Origin of the sequence: Spirosoma pollinicola (genome assembly GCF_002831565.1) — a bacterium.
GTDB classification, from domain to species: domain Bacteria; phylum Bacteroidota; class Bacteroidia; order Cytophagales; family Spirosomataceae; genus Spirosoma; species Spirosoma pollinicola.
Genome location: NZ_CP025096.1, coordinates 3,058,394 through 3,084,367 on the forward strand (window position 1 = coordinate 3,058,394; position 25,974 = coordinate 3,084,367).

Here is a 25,974-nt window from a genome sequence, read left to right on the forward strand (position 1 = left end):
TAGAAAGAATAGCTTGCTGTATAATAACAAAGCACTACTTTTTCTGGTGAATGTGCAAACTCAATAGACTACTTAAGGCTAAACACCGACAGATATACCGTTTAACTCGACAAAAAGCTGATGCCTGTTACGGCTAATTGATAAACACCTCATCGACAAGCAACAGGCCCTGATTGCCTTTGTTAGCGTGCCATTCCGGGAGTTTGGCCACTGGTTTCGCAACGATCTTGAGGAACGAAACGGTTTGCGGTTTAAAGGAGCAAACGACCGCCTTCAATATGGGAGTTGCTTTTTTTACGGGCTGCTCGGGCTTGAGCGTCGCAATTAATTTCATCTGTTCGCGACTGTTGCCGCCCCAGATCTCAACCACCGACGGCGGGAAAATACCCGTTTCTTCCTCAACCATGATACGCAAAGCAACAGACGACACAGTAATCGGTTTGTTAAACTCCGAGACCAGTGCCATGTTATTTTTCCGGAATCCGCCCCAGTTGTTAGCCCAGGCGGGACTGTTGGCGTTGAAGGTGCCGAGTTTGCCATCAAAAAACGTGTGCGCACCGTCGGCCTGATGAACGGGATTGAGCGGCAAGAGCAAGTTCACGCTATCGGGTTTGTAAGTGCTTTTGTAAAAATCGAAAGAAGCCACGTTGCTGCCATACCAACCCGACTTATAGGCTTTTGCTTTTATGAGCGTGGGTTGCGTGAGGGTCGTTTGGTTGGCAAAAACCTGTGAATGGAGGCTATCGGGTTCTGTCCCATCGGTTGTGTAACGAATTTCAACACCTTTGATGGGGTGCTTAAGCTGGAGCGGTATAGCCTGAGTGAAAATGGTAGAGCTATTCTTCACCTGTGGCGGATTGAGCTTGATGGGCTCACTGTCGGCTCCATCGAACCCGGCAATGAACTGAATGCTCTTGTAGGCCTTTTGCAACTGCGCTACCTGCGAAGGCGTCAGTTTTGTGTTCCAGACAGAAATCGTTTTGAGCTTTTTGAAGTTGCCAAGCTGTTTTTGCAGGGCATCAAACGTGACGTTTGTACCCGTCAGCGAGAGGGTTTGCAGTTGTTTTAAGGCCGACAGCACCGATAAACCGGCGCCGGTTATGTCCGTAAAATTCAGGTCTAACTTCTGTAGATTCTCGAACTCGCTAACCCGCTTTAAATCAGCATCTTTTACAGGCATTTTGTTGAGATTCAGGTAAACGACCTGCTCTTTAACAGAACTTAATTCTGTTAGTTTATCGGGTGTAAACGTAGCCTTGTTATACAGATTAACCGCCAACGCAGGCGACTCTTTTGCCAGTGGAGCCACCGTCCGATAGTCGTTGTTTAGCCCCTTGACGGTTTCTTCATCTGCCGCATCGAAATCATATTCATCAACGGGCTCAACGGGTTTAAATAAGGCCGATGCCATCAGGCGCAGCGAGTCGGTTGGGGGCAGGTCCAGCAGTTTCTTTTTATGTTCGGCACGGCCTTTTACCCATAGCGCCAGCAGGGTTATTTCCTGTGGGGTAAGCTGGGTTTCCCCCGACGGTGGCATGTGTTTTTTCTCGTCGACCGGCAAATGAATCCGTTCCAGTAGTAAGCTTATGTCGGGCTTACCGGCAACGAATAATTTACCTGTTTTACCGCCCTTCAGCATTCCCTCGATGGTAGCCAGACTCAACTGCCCCTTCAGTTTATCGGGATTGTGGCAACTGATGCACTTTTGTTCAAAAATGGGATGAATCACATCGTCATACACAAGGGCTTTGTCGAGTGCTACGGGAGCCGGTTTGAATCGGCTGCTTATCGGCTCGAACAGGAAATTATCGCCGTGGGTTAAACTGGCCCCATAATGACCCGCACCAATCAGGAACAGCACCGTCACGACTGCACCAGCCTGAGCCATTCGGGGGGTGTACCAGGCCTTGCTCCTACCCCAGTAGATCAGCGAAGCCGCAAAAAAGATAGCGACTCCCGACCATTTGTGCCACTGCAACACCTGACCGCTATACCCATCTTCTTTAGCCAGAAACAGGCCCATGATAACCGTAACCCCCGCCGACAACGCGCCAAGAAGAAGCAGATTGCGCAGAAAGTCGCGATAAAACTCCGCCAGGGCGGGGTTCGACGCGCTGGTTGTCCGAAAGCGAAACGCTTCCATGACCATAGCCAGCAACAGAATGACAATAGGAAAATGAAGCACCAACGGGTGCATACGCCCCATTGGTTGCAGCCAAAGAGGCACCGCAAACCTGTTGTTGAAGAGCAGCAGGAATACAATAAAGATACTCGACGCAAATAACGCCTGCTCCGCAAAACCGATTAGCTTTTTATTCATTTTCAAATCACCAGATTATGCATTAGTTGTACCAAACAGCTTCTAGCTGTTTGAGAGCGGCTAATTACTCGCCAACTTGTTCCTCGACGCAAACAGCTAGAAGCTGTTTGGTACAGTCAAATCACACAAGAATATCATGGACAACTTTCCCCGACACATCGGTCAATCGATACCGACGGCCTAAATGTTTGAAGATTAGCTTCTCGTGGTTCAGCCCCATCTGATTCAGGATAGTGGCCTGAAAGTCATGCACGTGCACCGGATTTTGCACGATGTTGTATCCCATCTCATCTGTTTCGCCATACACGATGCCGGGTTTGATACCACCGCCCGCCATCCAGACAGTAAAGCAGCGCGGGTGATGATCGCGACCGTAGTTATCTTTTGTCAGCTTGCCCTGCGTGTAGCTGGTACGGCCAAACTCACCGCCCCAGATGACCAGTGTTTCGTCCAGTAAGCCCCGTTGCTTGAGGTCGGTTACCAGCGCAGCCGATGCCTGATCGACGTCCTTCGCTTGCTTCGCTATCTCGAATGGGAGGTTGCCGTGCTGGTCCCACCCCTGATGGTACAACTGCACAAACCGCACGCCATTTTCCGATAGTTTACGGGCCAGCAAACAGTTGGCGGCAAAGGTGCCCGGAACCAGACAATCGGGACCATAGAGCTTAATTATATCGTCCGGCTCTTTCGACAAGTCCATTACCTCGGGCACAGCAGTCTGCATCCGGTAGGCCATTTCATATTGCTTCACTTTGGCACTTATTTCTGGATCACCAAACTCCTGATACGATAAATCGTTGAGTTGTGCCAGATTGTCGAGCATATCGCGTCGATCCTGCCGGTCCATACCGTCGGGGTCGCGCAGGTACAAAACGGGGTCCTCGCCCTTGCTGAACTGAACACCCTGGTGAATGGAATCCAGAAATCCGTTCGACCAAAGTTTGGAGTAAACGCCCTGCCCGTTGCCAATTCCGCGAGATAGCAACACGGTGAAGTTCGGCAGGTTTTTGTTTTCGTTTCCCAGTCCATAACTCAGCCACGAACCCATGCTTGGCCGGTTGCCCTGCTGTGAACCCGTTTGCAAAAAGGTAAGTGCCGGGTCGTGGTTAATGGCCTCGGTAAACATGGATTTGACGATGCAGAGGTCGTCCACGATTTTGGCCGTATATGGAAATAAATCGCTCACCCACGCCCGCGATTGACCATATTGCTTAAAGTCGACAAACGAACCTACCAGCGGAAACTCTTTCTGGTTGGCAGTCATGCCCGTAAGCCGCTGCGTTCCCCGAACGGAAGGCGGTATCTCCTGCCCCATCATCTCCCGCAATTTGGGTTTGTAGTCGAACAGTTCCTGCTGCGACGGTGCGCCGTTCTGAAACAGGTAGATAACCCGTTTGGCTTTGGGCGCAAAATGCGGAATACCGGGCGTCAAGCCGTCTTCGGCTCCGCTCCCACTGAACAGATCAGGGATTAGCAAAGAGCCCAGAGCCGCACTACCCAAGCCCAAACTCAGTCGGGAGAGGAAGCGACGTCGGTTAAAATTCAGACCGTGTTCGAGAATTTCTTTTTCCATGAGTCTCGGTTAATTTAATCCCTAAATCTCCTAAAGGAGACTTGAGCTTGACTGTTCTCAACTAAAGTCCCCTTTAGGCCGGGCCGCCGTTGCGGGATTTAGGGGTTTCTCAGGACTTTGTGATGGTTTCTTCCAGATTATAAATGGTCGTCACGACCCTCATTAGCGCTGCCAATTTCGTCTTGTCGACTCTTGCCGGGATTGGGCATTCGCCTACAGCCAATGATCTGGTGACGCTCATTGGCGTGAGTTTTTTCAACTCTTTGTCGTAATAGGCCGTCAATAGCTCCGTCTCTTTTTCGCTGGGTTTCCGGCTCACGATCATCCGAAAAGCTTTACTGATCTTATCGTTTACGCCACTGTTTTCCTGCAACAGCCGGGCCGCCAATACCCGCGACGCTTCCAGCACGGTTGGGTCGTTCATCATAACCAATGCCTGCAAGGGGGTGTTGGTTTTAAGCCGTTTCACCTCGCACAGATCGCGGTTACTGGCATCAAAAATCGCCATCGAAGGCGGAGGGACGGTGCGTTTGATGAGCGTGTACATACCCCGCCGGTACAGGCTTGACCCATGATCCTGATTGTATGCCGACAGCAACCCGCGCCCCGATGTCGCTCCCTCCCACAAACCCGCAGGCTGATACGGTTTTACGCTTGGCCCGCCAATGGTTGGGTTCAGTAGCCCGCTGCTGCTTAACACCAGGTCTTTCACAAATTCGGCGTCAATACGGTAGCGTGGCCCTCGTGCCAGCAATATATTATCCGGGTCGGCGGCTAGTTTCTCGGGCGTAATGACCGCCGATTGCCGGTACGTAGCCGAAGTTACCATCTGTTTCACGAGCCGTTTGATGTCCCAGTTATGCTCCATGAAATCGACCGCGAGCCAGTCGAGCAGAGCCGGGTGCGACGGCAGATCGCCCTGCATCCCGAAATCGCCGGCTGTTTTCACAATCCCTTTCCCAAAAAACTCCTGCCACAACTGGTTCACATATACCCGTGCCGTGAGGGGGTTCTTTTTATCGAACAGCCACTTTGCGAGTCCCAGGCGATTCTTGGGATAGCTGGAATCGAAGGGCAGAATTGCTTTGGGCGTTCCGGGCTGCACTTCCTCGCCGGGGGCATCATACACACCCCGTTTTAGTACAAACGTTTTTCGGGTCGTGTCCAGATCACCCATAACCGATACAATCAGGCGATTGGTATCGCGCTTGTTGACGAACGACAAAATACCCTTCACGTCCTCATCGCTAATTTCCATCAGGGGTTTCTTGGCATAGGTATCCGGCCCGCCGATAACCGACTCCATACCCACCTCCTTCACGTTATTGAAAAACGCGAACAACTGGTAATATTCTTTGTGCGAAAATGGGTCGTATTTATGGTCGTGGCAGTGCGCACATTCGAGCGTCACACCCAGCAAACCTTTTCCGAACAGATCATTTCGGTCGGTTACGTACATGGTTCTGTATTCCTCCTGAATGGTGCCACCTTCTTCAGTTATTTTATGATTCCGATTGAAACCCGTAGCCAGCAACTGTTCTTTCGTTGACTCCGGCATCAGGTCGCCCGCTAGCTGCCAGCTCACGAAATCGCTGTAATGCATATTCTTGTTGAAGGCATGAATGACCCAATCGCGCCAGGGCCATTGCGTGCGGTAGCCATCGTCCTGATACCCGTGCGAATCGGCATAGCGGGCCAGATCGAGCCAATGCAAGGCCATTTTTTCGCCATAGGCCGGACTTTTCAGCAGTTGATCGACAACCTTTTCGTAGGCGTTCGGGCTCTTGTCAGCCAGAAAGCCATCCATCAGTTGCAGACTCGGCGGCAGTCCGTTCAGGTCCAGACTCAACCGCTTTAGCAGACGCTCTTTATCGGCTTCATCGTTAGGCGAAAGTCCCTTTTGTTCCTGTTTTTGAAGAATGAAATAGTCAATCTCATTTTTCGGCCAGTCGGTCTGTTCTATCGTTGGGAGAGCGGGCTTTTTCGGAGCCACAAAGGCCCAGTGTTTTTCGTAGGTAGCGCCCTGCTTGATCCACTTCTCGATCAGCTTTATTTCGCGGGCGGAGAGTTTTAGATTCGATGCGGGCGGAGGCATCATGACCGATGTGTCGGGCGAGCTAATCCGCAAAAACACTTCCGACAATTCGGGTTTACCGGGCACCAGCGCGTGGGCAGTTGGGTGCTCTGCCAGCGCTTTGTAGGCGCTTTCGGCCATGTCGAGTCGCAGCCCGGCTTCGCGTTTGTTGGCATCGGGTCCATGACAGGCCAGGCATTTATCCGAAAGGATTGGCCGAATATCGAAGTTATAACTGACCAAATCCGGGACACCCTCCGGCCCCGTATGATCGGCAACCCGGTTGGTCGTACAGGACTGTATGTACCACACAAAACCAGCAATTACAGCCAGCAAATAGTAAGGAAGCTTACCCATACGTCAAGGTTGGTTTAAAGCTCTGCTGTTGTTTGACATAGAGACACTAATAGCGCGTTTGATAGCGCGAACGTCTTCGTTCGTGCTATCGTCACACATCAAATCAGCAAGTCCAGAACGGGTTTACCCAGCCCATCGGGTGTTGAATAAAACGGGCGTTTCTCCACTTCATAATGCGTTTCTGGCGGAATGCCCAGCGCATGATAAACCGTTTGGTGAATGCCTTCTATATGCACCGGATTCTCGATGGTTTTGCAGGGTCGTTCGTCGGCAGTTTTGCCATAGACAAACCCTTTTTTTATACCTCCGCCGAACATGAGAATGGAACAGCCATCGGTAAAGTGTCGGTGCATACCATAAAATTTCAGATCGGACAGAATCTCAGGCTGTTGCACCTGCTCCTGCACCTTCGCACCCGGCCGACCTTCGACCATCATGTCGCGGCTGAATTCACTAGCCAGTATGATCATCGTACGATCCAGACGTCCGCTCTTATCCAGGTCTTTAATAAGTTGCGCCACAGGGCCGTCGATCTGTTTTTTCATATCTTCCAGACGTGTATGGCCGTTTTCATGCGTATCCCAGCCCTTAAACGGCTCATATTCCGTCGTGACGCTTATGAACCGGGCACCCTGTTCGGTAAGTCGGCGGGCCAGCAAGCAGCCCAGACCAAACTTGCCTGTGTTATAAATATCGTAGCTGGCTTTGGGCTCTTTGCTCAGGTCGAACGCTTTAGCTTCGGGCGAGTTGAGCAGCATATAGGCCTGTTCCATCGACCGTTTGAGCGACTCTTTCTGATAATCGCTGCCATACTCGCCCATCGGTCCATTGCTGATCAGGTCGTTGTATAACTGATTCCGTCGCTCAAACCGTTTGGCATCCATACCCACCGGCGGGCGAACGCTCTCCAGTCCCTGACTAGGATCGGGAATAAAGAACGGACCAAACTCATTTCCCAAAAAACCAGCGGTGTGAAATGCTTTTAGCTCTTCGGCCTCGCCCACCGTAAACCGCTGGCCAATATCGATAAAGGCAGGAATTACGGGGTTCTTCGGGCCCAGTTCCTTTGCAATCCAGGAGCCCAGATGGGGAGCAGCCACGGTTTGAGGGGGTTCGTAGCTGGTGTGCCAGTGATACTGATGGCGCGAATGCAGAATATGCCCCATGTCTGCGGCTACATACGAGCGAATCAGGGTTCCCTTATCCATAACCTTGCCAATAGATTGCAGTCCATCGGAAAAGTTGATACCATCAAGCACCGTAGGGATAGGCTTAAACGTGCTCAACACCCGATTGCCTTCCATGCCTTTCTCAAAAGAAGTGTAGCGTTTGGGGTCGAAGGTTTCGGTGTGGGCCATACCGCCCGCCATCCACAATAGAATCACGGTATCGGCGGTGCCGCTGGTTTCGCCCGGTTTTGGAGTCCGGCTACACCCCGACAACAGACTCGACATGGGCGCACCAGCCGCAAAAGCCGCCATTGTAGCCGCACTTGTTCGTTGCAGAAACTCCCGTCTATTCCAGTTATTTTTCATTTCGCTGTCAGTTCTAAAGCACGTATACGATCTCCGCGCTCAGTAGTTGTGCATCAGATAGTTATAAGCGTTTATTTACTACTTCTTACTTAAAAAAAATACACCATCACTGCTTTAAACGGCAATAGAACGCTGATTTTTATGATTACTACGATTTGTCAAGATTGAATTCAACAAACCACTTGGTTCTTCCTGGGAAAAGCAGTGAAAATCATAGTACTTATACCAATCAGCGTTCTATCGAACTTCAATAAATCAGTTGAAACTCGGGGTGCAGGCTAATGGCCCAAACCAGATCCTGAATGCCCTCGGTAGTGGGATTTTTGCCCACTATTTTCTGGGCAACAGCCATTTCTTTGGGCTTAGGCTCCCGGCCTAACGCTTTCCAATACAGGTTTTTCACCAGAACATCCGTTGTTGGGTAGGTCGCTTTCCATGCCTGGGCACCTCGCTTGAGGGCATCGTTGAATTTCTCGCCGTTGGTCAGTTCCAATGCCTGCAACAGGTTGGCCTGCGACGATCGGCTGGTGCTGACCGTTTCGCGATTCGGGCGACCCAACGCCGTTAGGAATGGATCGTTTTTCACTAAAGATGCCCTCGGAAACGGCACTTCTCTCTTTATATTTTTGGGAAACTGTTCCTTAACAATGGATGTATCCACGTAGATCGGGCTGAACGCCAGACTTACCGCATCGGCAAATTGCTCGGCTGTGAGCCTACGACGAACCATGCCTTGAAAAACAAATTTGGGTGATGTAATCAGATCGGCATCTTTAAGGCCAACCGAAGGCAACTGGTATGTTTTTGAGGTTAGAATAGTAAACATCAGCTTCTTGATGTCATAGCCATTGGTCACGAAGTCGGAGGCCAGCCAATCGAGTAAATCCTGACTCCAGGGATCGTTGTCCATCACATCGACAGGCTCGATAATACCCCGGCCCATCACCTGCGCCCAAATCCGATTGACAACCGTACGATACAGACGACCATCTTGAGGCTGAACCATAAAATCAGCCAGTTCCTTCAGGCGCTCTTTGGTTGTTGCCTTTCCATTGATCGTTCCCAGTTTCTCAAAAATAATTCGGGTTCCGGCCATTTTGCCAGTGGGTTTATCGCAACGGTTGATTTCCAGCGTTGTATCGGCAAAGACATTGGCAAAAGCGTAGGCATCGGCCAGTTTCCAGTCGCTGATGAAGCTGTCGTGGCACGACGCACATTTCAGGTTCAGCCCCAGCAATACCTGCGACACATTCTGGGCCGCCTGCATTTCGGTTCGCTGGCTTGAGTTGATCGTGCCGCGCCATTTGATTCCTTTAATGAAACCAGCCGACGCTTTGGTAGGGCTAACCAACTCCCGAACAAACTGATTATAAGGCTTATTGGCTTTCAGTGACGTATAAAGCCAACTCGTAATGTCGTGCCGCCCACCCGTGATGTAGCCGGTACCGGTATAATCGTTGCGGAGCGCATCATTCCAGAAAGTGAGCCAATGCTGGGCGTAATCGGTATTTCGATTGAGCAGTTCCTTAACCAGAAGCTCCCGTTTATCAGGCCGCGTATCGGTTTCGAAAGCTTTTAGTGTTGCGGGCGTTGGCAACAAACCCACTACATCCAGATACACTCGGCGCATGTAAGTACGATCGTCAACCAGGTTTTTCCATGTCAGTTTATGTTGTTGAAAATAGACGTTCACGAAGCGGTCAACAGGGTTCGTAATATCGGCTGTCGCATCGGGCAGGGCGGGTAGACGCGGGGCCAGTTCGGCTACGCGGTAAATACTTTTTTCGGGACCACTCGGCCAGGGCGCACCCTGTTGAATCCAGAATTCGAGCAGGGCAATATCATGGTCGGTCAGGCGCTTGCCTTTGGTGGGCATCGCATCTTCGTGGCCCGCCGGGAGTTTAATACGACGGATTATATCGCTCTTTTCGGGATGGCCCGCTACCAGAATCTCGCCATCTTCTCCTCCCTTCATCACAAATTCTTTCTTATCCAGTCGTAAACCGCCTTTGGTTTTGGTGGCGCTATGGCAACTATAGCAGTTGTGCGCCAGAATGGAGCGCACTTCCAGATTCAGTTCGCCAATCTGCTTATCGTCCAGCGGCTGGTTTGCGGTGGTTGCACTGGCAAAAGCAAACTGCGATCCACTGCCAGTAGGACTCCCCGAACCCTTGCCAAAGGGCAGCACACTACTCAGGTAGTCGTCGCCGTGGGTGAGCATGGCGCCAAAATGACCGGCAAGGCTAACGCCCAGAACGGTAGCAATGAGCAGTCCCCTATACAGTTCGATTCGCCCGGAGCGCAGGGCAAGTACGGTCAGTAGGGCCAGGGTCATCGTTGCCAGCCCCGACCATTGGTGGATGGTTACGGTATCTCCGCCGTAATCGTCCTGATTGACCAAAACAAGACCCAACGCTGCAGCCACCACAGAACTGATGGCACCAATCCAGACCATTGCCCGAATACCAGCCTGCATATCGGTCGATTTTCGGAACCACCCAACCGCTTCGAGCAACAGGGCAATGCACAGCAAACCAACCGGAAAATGGACGATTAATGGATGTAAACGGCCCAGGAACTGCCAGAGCCAAAACGATTCAGTTAGTATCACTACGTATTGATGAAATGAGTCGTGAATATTATTTTTTAATGTTTTGCCTGTACTAATCTCCGTTATACAACGGAGATTAGTACAGAAAGGTGCCTATAAATGAATGGCTTAGCTTATTTATTGGTACCCGGCGTTTTGAGTCAGCTTGCTATTTATCAAAATTTGCGGAGCCGGTATCGGGAAAAAGTACTCATAATCGCTGAACACATAATCCTGCGCATTAAACGCGATTCCACCTCGATCTACTGTTGGTTTCGCCTTTTCCTTAGCGCCGTATGCGTTCATGAAAGCGGCTAGTTCGGCTGGCGTCATGGTACGCTTCAGGTCAAACCACCGCTGGTTTTCGAACGCCAGTTCAACCCGTCGTTCTTTCAGAACAGCCGTTTTAAAGGCTGCTTTGTCGAGGCCCGTTAGCTCCTTAAGTCCCGCCCGTGTGCGTATCTGATTCAGGTAGCCAAACGCTTCGGCGGTTGGACCCGACTGCTCATTGATGGCTTCGGCCAGCATCAGCAACACATCGGCATATCGAAGCACTGGCCAGTTATCGTCAGTGCGGCCTGTAATGGTGTGTGTATGGGTGAATTTAATCACATACGGAATAGGAACCACCGTACCGTTCAGCGTGTAACTGGTTTTTAATGAGGCATCTTTCCGCAGATCGCCGGGTTCGTAGGCCGCAATCAGGTCGTTGGTTGGAATGTTCCGTCCGCCCGGCGTTGTGTTGGCAAATCCGGTTACCGCCCCTGCCGATAGCCGGGGTGCAAATGTGTAAGCAAAACTGCTCCACTCGCCCAGATCATTGCCGCCCTGATACTGAATTTCGAAAATTGATTCGGGGCCGTTCTTTTTAGCGGTATTGAAATTGTCGGCATAGACCGGATTGAGCGAGTAGCCCGTTATCTGCTTGAGGGTTGTTACGGCATCGGCGTATTTTTTCTGTGTCAGATACGTCTTGCCTAATAGACCTAAAGCAGCTCCTTTTGTGGCGCGTCCTGTCTGCGAAGCAGGGTATGTAGCGGGCAGCAACGTAACGGCTTCCTTCAAATCTTTCTCGATCTGCGCCCATACATTGGCTTGGGGAGATCGAATCAGGTCAAACGCCTGGTCGGGTTTGTCCAGGGTCGACGTAACCAGCACAACATCGCCAAAATACTGAACCAGATTAAAATAGAAGTAGGCTCGCAGAAACTTCAACTGCCCTTCGATGGGTGCTTTCACAGAGGCATCGAGCGAACTGCCTGTCAGTTTTTCCAGCGTGTAGTTCGTGTTGTAGAGCGCCGAATAATACAGGTTCCATACGTTGGCAATTTCGCCATTACCCTGATTGACGGTCGAAAACTCAAACGCTTCCCAACCGGCAGCCCCGCCCCGGTCGAGCGGGTTGAAATCGAGCGTTGTATTGTCGGAGGGGAACTCCTGAAAAATATAGGCCGCGCCTGTAATACCCTGCAACTGGCCATAAACGCCACTTAACGCCTGTAAAAACTGGGTTTCGTTTTTATAGAACAGGTCGGTACCAATCCGCGTCGGGTCGGTAGTAACCAGTAAATCATCGTTGCACGAAAGCTGACAGAAGCAAAGGAAAAGGGTTCCGATAAGAAGTCTATTTTTCATATTCGTGTCGATTAGAAGTTGAGTTTTATACCCGTAGCAAACGTTCTGGGAACCGGATATGACTCGTCGTCATTGTTCGGTTCGGTTGTGCTTCGTACGCCCGCATCTGGATTATTGCCCGGATATTTGGTGAACATGATCAAGTTGTTGCCCGTCACGAAAACCCGGGCGTTGCTCAGAATCGACTTGAACTTTGGAAAGTTATAGCCAATCGTAATGGTTTTCAGCCAGACATAGCTGCCATCATACACATAGCGATTGCTGCTCTCCCGCGACCATTTGAAATAGCTCGTTCCACCCTGCGAATGCACATCAGCCGGGTTTGTGCCGGGATTACTTGCCGACCGCCAGCGATCTTTTGCTTTGTCCAGCACATTGAATACGCCATCCATATTCATAGTTGAGGCTTCGATATTTCGGTAGATGTCAAAGTCCTGAGCGCCAAGAAACATAAGATTTAAGTCGAACTTTTTATAATCGGCGGCAAACGTCCAGGCCCAGGTAAATGCCGGATTTGGATTGCCTATTTCGACCATATCCTGCGTATCGTAGGAAATAACCCCATCGCGGTTGGTATCCTCGAATTTCATACCGCCAGGAATGACGCCGTCCTGTTTGGGCGCTGCGTCGATTTCAGCTTGTGTATTGAAAATACCCAATTTGTTGTAGCCGTAAATCATGCCCACCGGGCGACCCACTTTCTGCACATTGTAGCCGCCATAAAAACTACCATAATACAGTGCGTCGCTGGCTCCTTTAATGGCCAGAATCCGATTTCGGTTGAAACTGATGTTGGCATTGGTGCGGAAATTGACCTGCCCGATGGTCGTTCGAAATTCCCCGCCAATTTCAACGCCGTGATTCTCCACTTTACCAATATTAGCCAGGCTGGTTGTAAAGCCCGAAACCGACGGGATGGACACCGGCAAAAGCATATCGTTGGTAATCTTCTTATAATACTCGATGTTAAAAATCAACTTGCTGTTGAACAGAGCCAAGTCCATTCCAATATCCAGTTGATTCGATTTTTCCCATTTCAACTCCGAATTGGCAAAGGAGCTAACGACTTTACCCGCCGAAAATGCATTGCCCAATATGTAGTTGTTAGCGCCTACGAATGCCAGGCTCGGGTAGTTACCAATGTCATTATTGCCCGTTACACCCCAACTTGCCCGTAGTTTAAGATCGCTCAACCAGGCTGTTTTCGGCATAAAGGACTCTTCTGTAAGCCGCCAGCCAATAGAAGCCGCCGGAAAATCGCCGTACTTGTTCTTGGCCCCAAAACGCGAACTCCCCTCCCGCCGATACGAAGCCGAAAACAGGTATTTGTCCTTGTAAGCATAGTTGACCCGACTGAGTAAAGCCAGCATACTCCAGCCAAACTCGTAGGACGTAGCCGACCGAATGGAAGCAGAGCCAAGGTAAGGCACCAGGTCATCGGGGTAGGTATTGCCAGTGCCCGTAAACCCGCGAACTTTCTCCTGTTGAGCGGTGTAGCCAAGCAGCACATCCAGACTATGGTTCGCTGATAGCTGGGGTTTGTAGGTCAGTAACTGATCCAGCGAATAGTTGGTCAGTTCTTCTGTATTATCGGTTTCGGTAGCGATCCGTGGAGGAGCACCCGCCGTTCCGGATGCTACCGGGTTGCCAATAGTGGAGGGGATGTACTCCTTGAATGTATTGTTATTGAGTTTGACATTCGCAGACGTTCTAAACTTGAAATTCCGAAGGAAGGAAAGTTCAATAAACCCATTCGTCAGCAAATCGGCGATGTTCCGCTTCCGATACACATTTTCCAGTACAAATAGCGGATTAGGAAACCCAAATACACCATCGACGCCGTTTATGTAGGGCACAAGTGAGCCATCAGGATTGTAGGGTGTAGCGCGGGGGTCCATCAACAAGGCACCTCCTACGAGGGCGCTACGGCCATCGGTATTCGCCAGGTTTTGCCGGGTATAGGTCCCGTTGATATTCAGACCGACATTGATAAATTTATTGATCTGTCCGCCCAGATTGGAGCGAACGGAAATACGGTCGTAATTCGTTTTTTTAATGATCCCGTCTTCCTTATAATACCCCACCGACAATAACGATTTGATAGGCCCGGCCCCCGACGAAACCGTTAAATTAAGATCGGAATAGGGTGCATTGTCGCGCATGATAAGGCCGAACCAATCTGTCGAATACTTGGTCTGTTCCGGAAACCGATACCCGATGGGTACTTCACTTTCGGCAGGCTCCCGATTCTGAAGAATACGGATCTGATCCATGAAAATGTCTTTTTTGAATTGAGCGAACTCCACCCCGTTCAGCATTTTTACCCGACGGGAATTGGGAACGCTCTGAATACCATAATCCATCGACAGATTGACGTTCACTTTTCCATCTTTGGCCTGTTTTGTGGTGATGAGTACCACACCATTCGACCCTCTGGCACCGTAAATAGCCGTAGATGCGGCATCTTTCAGGACTGTTACACTTTCTATATCGTTTGGATTTAAGTTTTGTCCGACCGACGTACCCACGGCGAACCCGTCGATAACATAGAGCGGATTACTACCAGCCCCCAGTGAGCCAATACCCCGAACACGTACCTCAAAAGCACCACCCGGCGTACCGCTTTTTTGTTTGACAACAACTCCCGGCGCACGTCCCTGAAGAATCTGGTTCGGGTTGTTGGCAGGTTGTTCGCCAATATCTTTCATGTTGATGACTGATACCGCCGAGGTAATATCCTGTCGGCGTTGCGAACCGTAGCCTACTACCACCACTTCATTCAGCGTTTGGTCATCCGGTAGCAGCGTAACGGTCAGCGACGTCTGATTCCCTACCAGAATTTCCTGTTTCTGGTAACCAACAAAACTAAAAACCAGGGTAGCATTGGCGTTGGGTGCCGAGATACGATAGCGTCCCTCTCCATCGGTGGTTGAGCCCTGCGTTGTTCCTTTTACGACTACACTTACGCCCGGCAACCCGGCACCTTTCTCATCAATCACTTTTCCCGCCACGATTACCTCGGCAAATCTTGAGGTCACGTGTGTAGCCTGACGTTCTGAATGATTCAGCGTAATCAACTGAGATGCGCTGGATGATGTATTAACTCTCCGTGTATCCGTCCCCTGCCCGTAGACAAAGCCAGAAAAACTGCCGACCAAAATACTAAATGAAACTACTTGATAAAGCTTCTTCATAGCATTAACGTTTAAGGGTTGAGGCACTCGAATTGCTTGAAAATAGACTATTTTATGACCAAATATTACAGCGTATGGGAAGCTAACTTTCCCACACATACCTATTTTTTTAACATATTTTTAATAAATCTATTTAGTTAATAAGAAATAATATAATTTAAGTCACAAGAAGTCAACTGTAAGTGATGAATAGAATGACATCTATTTTTACTAATTTGCGTATACCAAAACGGTTCAGTATCTCAACCTGAATCATGGGTATCTGCCTGTTCGTTATTAGCTTCTTTCCACTTGGAACAATGGGGTGAATTATAAGATGGAAGGCGGCCAACTAAGACACGACGCATTACAAGCAGTTAAAAACCATATTACTATACCAAAATCAAATACACGTTTAATGAAACAAAAAATAGCTTTATCGATAGAAACTTCTCACTAATCAATAGCGTTATTTGTTAAGCAGTCCTCCCTTTTGGTAACCAATCTAAAAATCGCTAGTTTAGCCTTCGGATAGCATACGCATCTGTTGGCAAGAAAAGCGATGTGCCATCTTAACCACCGTTCTAATTTATATCAGTCAATGACCATAGCCTCGGGGATATTTTTTGACCAGAAAAGCCCCATTCACAAACTCAACATCCAGCAGACAAACTACACAATAGAACAGGCCGAAGCGGCCAACACGTCCTTTGATCTGGCGGTTAAGCAGTTCCTGCGCGATTGGATCGAGCAAGGAACCGTATCGACCAAGAGCCCGGAAGGTGATGGAGGTGATGTCGAGGAATTTGTGGAACAGGGAGCGCTACGGACTTTCTTTAAACACCGGGAGGATGCTTTTGAGCGACTGCTCGAACAGGAACATATAGCTCGCCATTTGCTGCGGCCTATCGACGAAGTCTATTTTCAGAATGATGCGTATGAGCCTCTTCTGGCCCAGTTCGAAAAACGTATATACAATATAGCCGCTCAGCGTGAGCAATTGGAAGTGCCGTTTCGCTACAGCCCCCTCAGCCGACAGGGCACGCACGGCGATACGATCCACCACACCGATGCCAACGGCGAGCCGCCCAGAGAAGACATTGGCGTCTATTTCGGTACACGCCGTACCGATAGCACGGCCTTGACCATTTTAGCCCATCAACTGCGCTGGGAAGCCATAGTACCGGCTGAACTGCCCGTCCATGTCATTACTGAAGGCTATATGGACGATTCGCTACGGCGGGTAAAAGCCATGGCCGAGCAATTGAACGAAGAAAGCGCTACGCAGCCCCATTGCTTTGTTATTCAGCGACGCCATGCTGCCGATGATCGGCATCTGGGGGCGGCTTTACTAATTATGAATCCTCAGCAACCCACGTTGCCGCAACGCATCATTTTTTGCGATACCTTAAAACCGGGTCAGCAGCCACCCTGGTGGGATAAGTTCAAGCATAAGATAGACGCGGTTTTTCCGCAACCTGACGGTCAGGCACCCGCTTCGGATCGGCTGGAAGATGGTGGCGTCAAACTCCAGCGTTTGCACGATGGCGTACCCGTTCGCCATCAGGATATTGACTGTGCGTTCTACACGGCGTCGATGTGCCGGGCGCTTATCCAACTGGTGAAAGCAGATGCTGATTTGATCCTGAATGGATCTATTGACGACGTTGTCAGCCAGATGACCTCCCGGATGCCCGAGTATTACGAACAGCCCAACCTACCCAAAGAGCCTGCTCTGGTTCGGGAGGTCAACGTAATTCGCCGATGGAATACGGGCTGGCAGGCGTTGAAAAATATGATGCAGAATCGACTAACCGATTTGGCCGCACAATTGACGGTACCGAACGACCAGCCGCTTGAATTTTCTTGAGCGCCCTAAAAACGGCTGACGTTGGACTCGTAGTTAATTGAATCAAAAACGGGCTGACTTATAGAGTTAGTCCGTTGCGTTTATAGGGTGCCGTTCATCACGAGTGATATGCCGAAACCACCTGATTTTACTTGAAAAATAAACGCTTAAACGGGTTAAATACCAACTTAAATCTCACTTGGCGGAGAATTGAATTTTTTCTTATAAATACGTGTAAATCCTGACGGATGATTGTAGCCTAGTTTATAAGCTATTTGCGTAATCGAGTATTGGCCTGTCTGAAGCAATTTGCGGGCATATAGAAGTTTTTTATCGAGAATATATTGATGGGGGCTTTCGCCGTATATCTCAAAAAATAAAAGCTTGAATTTACTTACGCTCATACCTGCCATCCTCGCCATTTCTCTAACGGGTATAATCGGAATTTCAATATTCTTCACCAATTCCTTCTCTATCTCCTGAATTTTCCTAAACTCAACTATTTTAAAATTCTGAGGTTCCTTAAAAACTTTGTTTATCTGAATATCTACGATAAAATCATATAAAAATTGAAAAAAGTAGTTCTTTTTCAGAAGTTGCTTTTGTGTCGTCATAAAATACTCTTGCTGAAATAATCTATATTTTAATTTAAAAATACTTGATTCAGACAACCAGTTATCAGCAACGGCACTAACTTTTTGTTTTATAGTTTCCAGGCTATCAATTTGCGTACATAGCCACTCAAGGTTTATAGCAGCACCAATAAAGGGAGATTGGTCTGCTACAACCCCTAAAAGTAAATAACTGCCATTTACTTCTCTAGTAAGGGTGTTCACAATAGCATTCCATTCTTCCTCCTGTTCGTTTAGACTCCCAACAAACGTCGAATTCGAGCTAAAATCCCAGAAACACTCATCGATAAGCCACTTATAATCAGCAGACTGTATTGGATTTGCCCTGTCAAAAAATCTAAATTTCAGAAAAATCATTGCTCCAATCATTGGTATATAACGTGTACGGTTAGACCAATTTGGAACTTACTGAAATACCTTTTGACGATTCTTTGCCGTTATTAGATACAAACGGCTCTTTTTCAGATACAAATAGCAGCAAGGGCCTCTATTTATTTTTTATAAAATTGGTCACGATGTTTTTATAACTTCTACCAATAGGCAAGCAAGAACTACCAATTAATTGTACAGTATCATTTTCAAACTGTTTTATATATTGCTTATTAACAGCATATTTGTTGTGAATACGAATAAAACTAGTGTCTAATTTATCTAACAATAATTTAGTCAACGATATTTTTAAAACAAACTTTTTACCAATGGTATGAATAAAACAATGGGTTCTTTCTGCTTCTACGAAAACAATTTCTTCGAAGAATACTTGCTTGTATTGACCTGTTTTATGGCTTAAGTATAAGTAATTCCGATCAAGAAAAGAATACCGCTTGCTGGCCAGATTGGCATCTAGAGTTTGTTCAATTATTGAATGTAAAGAAAATTGATGAAAAGGCTTTATCAGATAGTGAACGCTGCGCTGGTGTTGCGCCTGTAGGAAGATTTCTTTCTCATGAGAATTAGTCAGTAAGATAATAGGTATAGTAGACTGCTTCAGAGATTTTAGTAACTCGATTCCAACCGCTTTTTTCTGAATAAATATATCTGACAAAATAAGATCGACCCGGTTTGTCTTAAGATAGGCCAATAGATCGTCTAATTGGTCAACAACCCGTATCAAATGGTATTCATACCGATCGGAAATCATCTCCGATACCATTATCTCTACCTTAATGCGATCAACAGGATCGTCTTCAAATAGCAGAATATTTATACTAACCATTTTAGCTATACTATATATAAACAAAGACTCATTAGGCGTAAAAGTATATATATTTAATATAAATCGGGTAAAAAAACTTTTTTGACAATTACAATGACTTTTTAACTAATGCTACTGTACATTATGGCGGGACAGATACCTTTCAATAAATATTTATTAAAATTATGTATACTTATTATTAATATATTTGACGTAAATTTATAGACTTATTGCACATTTTTGGGTATAAGCGGTGCTCAGCCTATCATAATTAGCTTTACAAGGTTGAAATGCCAGTTAACCTTTGAAACCGTAATTTTATCTACCAAATTATGCCTTCTTTTTCCGTTTACAAGTACTTGCTTATGTTCCTGTTGTATACACTAAGCGTTTCAGGACAAGCTATACAACACAGGCAGTTTAGAAATTATCCTGTTCTGACAAACCTGGATAGCCTCGAAAAAGTAGTTTACGCCACCAAAAACAGCCCTACCCGATATTTGCAGGGGCTTATTTTGCTGGAGCGTGCCCGACTCTTCCGGTCTACAGCCGTTAACAAGGATTTGGAATCGATAAGAATACTGTCTCACCAACAGCATGACCTCTTAGGGGCAGCTATGTACCAGTTTATGAAAGCCCGAATTATACGGTCAGACGATGTAGAAGAGTCAGCCAGGCTTGGGCTGGCAGCCGCTGCTTATTTTGAACGAACCCAGGACACAACAGGCATGATGAATTGCTATTCTCATCTTCTGGACCTTAACACGATTGACGCCGTTGACAGACATCGACAGAATATGGTGAGCTATTATAATAAGTTAATGACCCTGGGCAGTCAATCCAGTTTTGGGCTCGATAAACTGATTCGCGCACGGGCGGTACTGGCTTACGGTCGTGATTTGTATGGCGATGAGAGCCTTGCCCTGGGTGAAAAAGCCTTTACCGAAGCCATCGCGCTCATTGACAAAAACGTCCAATATGAGTATCAGCGAACTAGTTTCTATGGAAATATGGGCAATTTATACAGCGTCTTTAAACAGTATAAAAAATCATTAGCCTTATATCTGAAACTGTATGCTATAGGCGATAACAGTACCGCGACTATCAATAATTTTAATTTATCGAATAGATACCTGGAAAACAACGACTACAAAAATGCTGAACTTTACGCAACTAAAGCACTTGACTTTTTCCATTTATATAAGGATAAAAACACGGTAATGCTGCTAAAAATTTATAATCATCTGGCAACGGTGCTCTATAAAAACAAGCGCTACGAAGCAGCGTGGGCCAGTAGAAATAGCGAAGACAGCCTGACCGCCATCAATACCGAAAAACTAAAGGCTACTGCTTTTCTGGATCTACAAACTAAGTACCAGACCGATCAAAAAGAGCAGGAAAATCAGCAACTACAGCAAGAGAAACGACGCTTGTTTTTTTATTTAGGCAGTGGCCTTATTTTTCTGTTATTGATTGGTTTTGCCCTTATTCGTCTCCGTTTGGCGAATCGTCGGATTAAGGAGCTTATGACACACCGGGACCAGTTTTATACGCTGGTGGCTCATGATCTGCGTGAACCTATTACAACCCTCACCGATATTGGGGCTGTGGTTAGTTTTCTGGTCAAAAACAACCGCACGACCGACCTCATCAAGGTTACCAATCAGATCGAAACAGTTAGCAGTCAAACCCAACTCCTGCTGGCCAACATGCTCGAATGGGGCGAATCGAATAACTATGGTCTCATAAGCAAACCTCAGGCAATTGATATAAGCCCTCTTGTGGAAAAGTTGTATGAAACCGCTAAACCTTTAACCGACATCAAGCAAATACTCATGTCGATTGACATACCGACCGAGCTGAAGGTGTTCACCGATCCAAAAGCCCTCTCGACCATTATCCGGAACATGATCGATAATGCAAAAAAGAACACGGATAGTGGTGGTGCAATCAGGTTATTTGTCGAGAAGCTAGACAACACAAAGCAGGTAGCAATTAATATAAAAGATTCTGGTCGGGGTATATCCGCCGATAAACTGGCCTTTATTCAACAGGTGTTTATAGGACAAGTGAAGCCCGATGTAGGCGATCATGGCCTGGGATTGGGTATTATTCTAATGGCCTCGTTTGCTAAAAAAAGTCAGGCATCCATTAGAGTAACCAGTGAAGTAGGTGTTGGTTCCTGTTTTAGTCTAATCCTGGAACAACGTTAAAAAGCGTGCCCGGCTGTTATAACTTGGCTATCTATTACCTGCTTATATACATAATTTGACTTTTTAGCACACTATCCGGCCCAAAATTTGCAAAGGGCATTTTTCTTGAGTTTACTGCTTAAAGCAAGGGGCTACGTGATCACCATAACAGCCCCTTGTCCATTCTAGAGCATTTCCGTAGCTACAACGTTAAGCTCATATCCACCATATAACCAAAATGGTAAGTTATATGACGTTCTAGCAAATTGGGTGGTTTGACTCTTGCTAAACATCTGACAAATGAATCCCTAATTATTTGTCAGGATGGAAAAATATTTATCTATATACCTAACCCGGACAGCCCACCACCTTTTTCATGTGTTTGTGGCATGGCTATACCGGCTGTTGAATCTGCACGAGCAGGTAGCAACCCGTTTTCTGGTGTTTGCCAGGAGTACCCTGCAGCCAAAACCATTCCACATCCAGCGTCTTAACTTCTGGCAACGGGCCATGTGTTTCCTCCGGTCGCGGTGGACAGACGAACAGCCCGAAACGAATTGGCTGATGAGTGGGCTGAACTTTGTCGCTTATCCGGTTGACTCTATCCGAACAGGCAGATGGGGGGTACTAACGGTTCTCCCGCTACTATTTATTGCCTTTTGTACGCTGATGATACCCGAGCAGGCGCAGGCGCAAAGCCCCGTAAGCTACAGTTATGCGTGCTCCAGTGCTACGATGCTGGTTTCGGACTTCAACGCATCCTTCACCGAACGAACCACCACGGCCTTTCCCTTCCCCAATCCAGCCGGAGCGGGGCAGATGCCAACGGGAACTTGCTCGTTAGGCCAGAACTCGGGCAATGACGGTATCGCCGTCGACCCGGTCCGTAACCTTGCCTATATAGTCAATGATAAAAGTGTCCGCGTCTATGACTACGCGCTGGGAACCTTCACGACGACCTACACCTACCCCACCACCGACGGGCTCTACGATGTGGCCTTGTCCAGGGACCAGGCCTCGCTTTACATAGCGGTCCGCAACGCGGGCACCAGCACCATTGGGGTGCTGCAGGTCGATGTGGCCACGGGCGCTATCCTGGCCTCCCGGCCGACGGCCGACTTCATCGGTACCAATGGCCAGTTGTGGGGAATCGCAGTCGATCCGACTACCGGGGCCGTCTATGTGAGCGGGGGCTACCGGGCTTTCCCCTACATCTTCGACCAGATTCTCTCCCTGCCTGCCAACCTGTCGGGCACTCCAACCCCGATTTATACGGATACGATTCAGGATGACGAAATCCTGGGCCTGACCTTCGCTCCCGATGCTACCTTATGGGCGGCTACCTTGAACGGGCGGCTGATTCACCTGACGGGCTCGGGCAGCGTGCTGGGCACCTTTGCCGCACCAGCCTCGTTGAGTCCGGCGAGCGGCAGTATGCAGGCTTATGATCTGGCCATTGGGCCCGACGGCAACCTCTACATTGCCACCTTCGTTGGTCCCTGCGTGATGAAGTTCGATGTGAGTACGAGCAGCTTCAGCAGCTACATCCCGAACGTGCCCGGTGTGCTGGGCAAGGGCATTGCTTTCGTGTGCGGCACCTTCAAGTGCCCCATAGCAAGCTTAGGCGACTATGTATTCCTGGATACCAATAAGAATGGCATCCAGGATACGGGCGACACGCCAATTTCAGGAGTGACCGCTACGCTCTATACCAACGGAGTAGCTTCGGCAACGACCGTGACCGATGTATCGGGCCTTTACAGTTTCACGGGCTTGACCCCTGGCACATCCAATAGCTATGTGGTTGGTTTTACTGCCCCCAGTGGTTACACGGCTACCGCGCAAAACGCCGGTTCGGATGATACCAAGGACTCGGATGCCGATCCGACCACAGGTAAAACCCAATCGGTAACATTAGCAGTAGGCGAGAATAACCCAACCCTTGATGCGGGTTTCTATCTGTTGACTGCCAGCTTAGGTGATTATGTGTTTGAAGACGTGAACGCTAACGGTATTCAGGAACCCACCGACAAACCCATTGCCGGTGTAACGGTCACCCTACTTTCCTCGGGTACATTAGTGGCTAACACTACCACCAACGCCAGCGGTCTCTACAGCTTCACGGGCTTAACGCCGGGTGTGCCCTACTCGGTCAGCTTCACCGCGCCGACAGGCTTCACGGCCACGACGCAGAACACGGGCAGCGATGATGCCCTGGATTCGGACGGTAATCCCGTCACAGGTCTAACGGGTGTGTATACGCTGACAGCCAACGAGAACAACACCACTGTGGATATGGGTTACTACAAGCCTGCTTCATTGGGTGACTTCGTCTTCGTGGATGCCAACAAGAGCGGCCAGCAGGATGCGGGCGAAAGTCCGATGCCGGGTGTGATCGTTACCCTTGTGAGCAACGGTACAGTCATAGCCACGACCACCACCAACAGTTCGGGCTTGTACAGATTCACAGGTTTAACCCCCGATGTACCTTACAGCGTCAGCTTCACCACGCCAGTGGGTTACACGGCCACCACGCCCCTATCGGGCACCGACAAAACGGTGGATTCTGATCCGGTCAATGGCATTACGGCGAGTGTAACCCTAGCCTCGGGTGAGAACAACCCAACCCTGGATGCCGGTTTCTACCTGGCTCCGGCTATGAGCGTTACCCTGACAAGTGCGCCGGTCTGTAATTCAGCCACCAATACGTATGTAGCTACGGCCACGGTAAGCCTGACCAGCGCCAGTGCGGGTACGCTGACCATCACTGACAATGGCACCACCATCGGTACCATTTCTATAACCGCAGGGCAGGCCACGGCCACCCTAAGTGTGACGGGCGTGAGCGATGCCGCCAGCCACACACTGGTAGGTACGTTCAATGGTTTAACCGCCACGGCCACCTATACAGCACCCATTCCTTGTACAGTCTGCTCGACCAGTATCACCATGGCTAGTTTGCCAAACGGACAGGTGGGTACGGCTTATAGCCAGACGCTGACGGCCAGTGGCGGCACAGCTCCCTACACCTACGCGGTGCGGGGTACGTTGCCCGCCGGGCTGACGCTCAACCCCCTAACGGGTGAGATCGCGGGTACGCCGACAGCGGCCGCTGCCAGCAGCTTCACCATCACGGTGAGTGATGCCAGATCCTGCTCGGATGCCCAACCGATGACCATCATGACCAGCGTTGCGCCGGTCTGCTCGATGACGGCCACGGCTACGCTAACGACCTGTAACACAGCGACCAATACCTACACGGTGACGGGTAGCGTATCGGCCACCAACACCACGGGCAACCAGTCGCTGACCATCAGCGTGGCCAGTGCCTACACGGTGGTGACCCTGACGGGCAACGGGCCGGTGAGTTACACGCTGACAGGGCTGGATTCGGATGGCTTGACCCATATGGTAACGGTCATGAGTAGTGCCACTGCCTGCGGTATGACTTCGGTCACGTACACTGCGCCAGTAGCCTGCACCGCCTGCTCGGTCACACTCACGGCAACCAGCTTACCAATTGGCATGGTCGGTCAGCCTTACAGTGCCAGCCTAACCGCTGCCGGTGGAACCGCACCGTATAGCTTCTCGCTGGTAGGCGGACTATTGCCAACCGGTTTGACGCTCAATACCAGTACGGGGTTGATCAGCGGCACACCGACTAACGCAGGCAGTTTCTCTACAACAATTCGGGTTACTGACAGTAAGGGTTGTACGATTAGCGCCCCGCTGAATGTGATAAAAATCGATATGAACCCTGTTTGCTCGATGCATGTGACGGCCACACCAGGCCAGTGTACCACGGCTACAAATACATATACGGTGACCGGCACGATTAGCCTGACCAGTAATACAACAGGTGGTACGCTGACCTTAACAGATGGGATGAACAGCACAACGCTGAGCATTTCCAATTCAGCAACCTCGGTGGCTTACTCGCTCACGGGCCTAAACTCAGACGGATCGAGCCATACCATTACGGCTATTTTAAGTGGTTGTGGCAACACCAGTACGACCTATACTGCTCCCCAGAGTTGTACGTACACCTGCCAGCCACCCATTCACGTATGTAAAGGCTCGGACTACGCTTACGTATTAACAACGACGACTGGCCAAAGCAGCTACCAATGGTACCGTGATGGAATCGCTATTTCGGGTGCGACCTTGAGTTCCTATACCGCTACTCAGGCCGGTAGTTACTCGGTAGTTGCCAATGGCAATTCATTGGACCAATTTCCCAATGGTGCCTGTTGCCCAGTCATAATCGTTGAAGATTCGATTGCGAATTATCAGGCTCAGGCTCAGGCAACCACCTGTAATTCATCGACGGCAAATGCGGATGGCCGGATTCTGGTCATCAACTGGAAGCTAAGTGCAAACGATACCACAACCTACCATTATCAGGTATCGCTGGGCAGCAGTTTCAATGCGGCTCAACTTATTGCCGGTAGTATCAGCACACTTGTGCCAGCCAGTGGTGTGTTAGTGGCGAATCTGGCTAACCCCACTTCGGTGAGTGGCCAGACGTATACAGTACGGATCACCAGTGGTTTGGGTTGTTATCGGGATGTAGTGGTGACGTTGCTGCAAACCAGTTGCGCCTGCCCACCTGCCAAATGTGTGCCGTTTACGATTCTGCGCATAAGGTAATAACGCTGATAATGCGGGCAAACTGATGGATGCAACCTAGTGCATCGATAAAGAGCCGTGTTACTTTAACTGTAGGAAAAAGGTCCCTGGTAGCAATATCAGGGACCTTTTTCCTACAGTTAAAGTAACACGGCTCTTTATCGATTTATTTTAGTTAGTTAACTGAAATTCATATTATTAACTTTAACATCCAGACGAT

Annotated in this window: 12 protein-coding genes; 3 read left to right on the forward strand and 9 right to left on the reverse strand. The window is 49.0% G+C overall.

Annotated elements, in window-relative coordinates; all coding sequences use genetic code 11:
- Positions 1–133 precede the first annotated feature (133 nt).
- The 7 genes from CWM47_RS12815 to CWM47_RS12845 all read right to left on the reverse strand — a co-directional run bounded on the left by CWM47_RS12815 (position 134) and on the right by CWM47_RS12845 (position 15,278).
- Positions 134–2,320, reverse strand: coding sequence for a c-type cytochrome domain-containing protein (locus tag CWM47_RS12815; protein WP_100988356.1), 2,187 nt, complete (start codon positions 2,318–2,320; stop codon positions 134–136).
- Between the two features lie 121 nt (positions 2,321–2,441).
- Complete coding sequence (locus tag CWM47_RS12820; RefSeq protein WP_100988357.1) at positions 2,442–3,893, reverse strand: DUF1501 domain-containing protein; 1,452 nt, start codon at positions 3,891–3,893, stop codon at positions 2,442–2,444.
- A gap of 109 nt (positions 3,894–4,002) precedes the next feature.
- Positions 4,003–6,324, reverse strand: a complete 2,322-nt coding sequence (locus CWM47_RS12825) for a PSD1 and planctomycete cytochrome C domain-containing protein (protein WP_100988358.1) — start codon at positions 6,322–6,324, stop codon at positions 4,003–4,005.
- A gap of 98 nt (positions 6,325–6,422) precedes the next feature.
- The gene (locus CWM47_RS12830; RefSeq protein WP_100988359.1) at positions 6,423–7,859 is read right to left on the reverse strand and encodes a DUF1501 domain-containing protein; all 1,437 of its coding nucleotides are present in this window, start codon (positions 7,857–7,859) and stop codon (positions 6,423–6,425) included.
- A 247-nt stretch (positions 7,860–8,106) separates the two neighbouring features.
- Positions 8,107–10,470, reverse strand: a complete 2,364-nt coding sequence (locus CWM47_RS12835) for a DUF1549 domain-containing protein (protein WP_240625886.1) — start codon at positions 10,468–10,470, stop codon at positions 8,107–8,109.
- A 117-nt stretch (positions 10,471–10,587) separates the two neighbouring features.
- Positions 10,588–12,084: a RagB/SusD family nutrient uptake outer membrane protein gene (locus tag CWM47_RS12840; protein WP_100988360.1), complete on the reverse strand. Its 1,497-nt coding sequence runs from the start codon at positions 12,082–12,084 to the stop codon at positions 10,588–10,590.
- A gap of 11 nt (positions 12,085–12,095) precedes the next feature.
- On the reverse strand, positions 12,096–15,278 hold the full coding sequence (locus CWM47_RS12845) for a SusC/RagA family TonB-linked outer membrane protein (protein ID WP_100988361.1): 3,183 nt from the start codon (positions 15,276–15,278) through the stop codon (positions 12,096–12,098).
- A gap of 580 nt (positions 15,279–15,858) precedes the next feature.
- Between CWM47_RS12845 and CWM47_RS12850 the strand changes: the two genes are divergently transcribed.
- Positions 15,859–17,127: a hypothetical protein gene (locus tag CWM47_RS12850; RefSeq protein ID WP_100988362.1), complete on the forward strand. Its 1,269-nt coding sequence runs from the start codon at positions 15,859–15,861 to the stop codon at positions 17,125–17,127.
- A gap of 167 nt (positions 17,128–17,294) precedes the next feature.
- Here CWM47_RS12850 and CWM47_RS12855 read toward each other — a convergent pair whose 3' ends face one another.
- Positions 17,295–18,107, reverse strand: coding sequence for a helix-turn-helix transcriptional regulator (locus CWM47_RS12855; protein WP_100988363.1), 813 nt, complete (start codon positions 18,105–18,107; stop codon positions 17,295–17,297).
- Between the two features lie 118 nt (positions 18,108–18,225).
- Positions 18,226–18,954, reverse strand: coding sequence for a LytR/AlgR family response regulator transcription factor (locus CWM47_RS12860; protein WP_100988364.1), 729 nt, complete (start codon positions 18,952–18,954; stop codon positions 18,226–18,228).
- 311 nt (positions 18,955–19,265) lie between these two features.
- Between CWM47_RS12860 and CWM47_RS12865 the strand changes: the two genes are divergently transcribed.
- A complete protein-coding gene (locus tag CWM47_RS12865; RefSeq protein ID WP_100988365.1) occupies positions 19,266–21,146 on the forward strand; it encodes a sensor histidine kinase in 1,881 nt (626 codons plus the stop codon).
- Between the two features lie 303 nt (positions 21,147–21,449).
- Positions 21,450–25,775, forward strand: a complete 4,326-nt coding sequence (locus CWM47_RS12870) for an SdrD B-like domain-containing protein (RefSeq protein WP_100988366.1) — start codon at positions 21,450–21,452, stop codon at positions 25,773–25,775.
- The last annotated feature ends 199 nt before the right edge of the window (positions 25,776–25,974 follow it).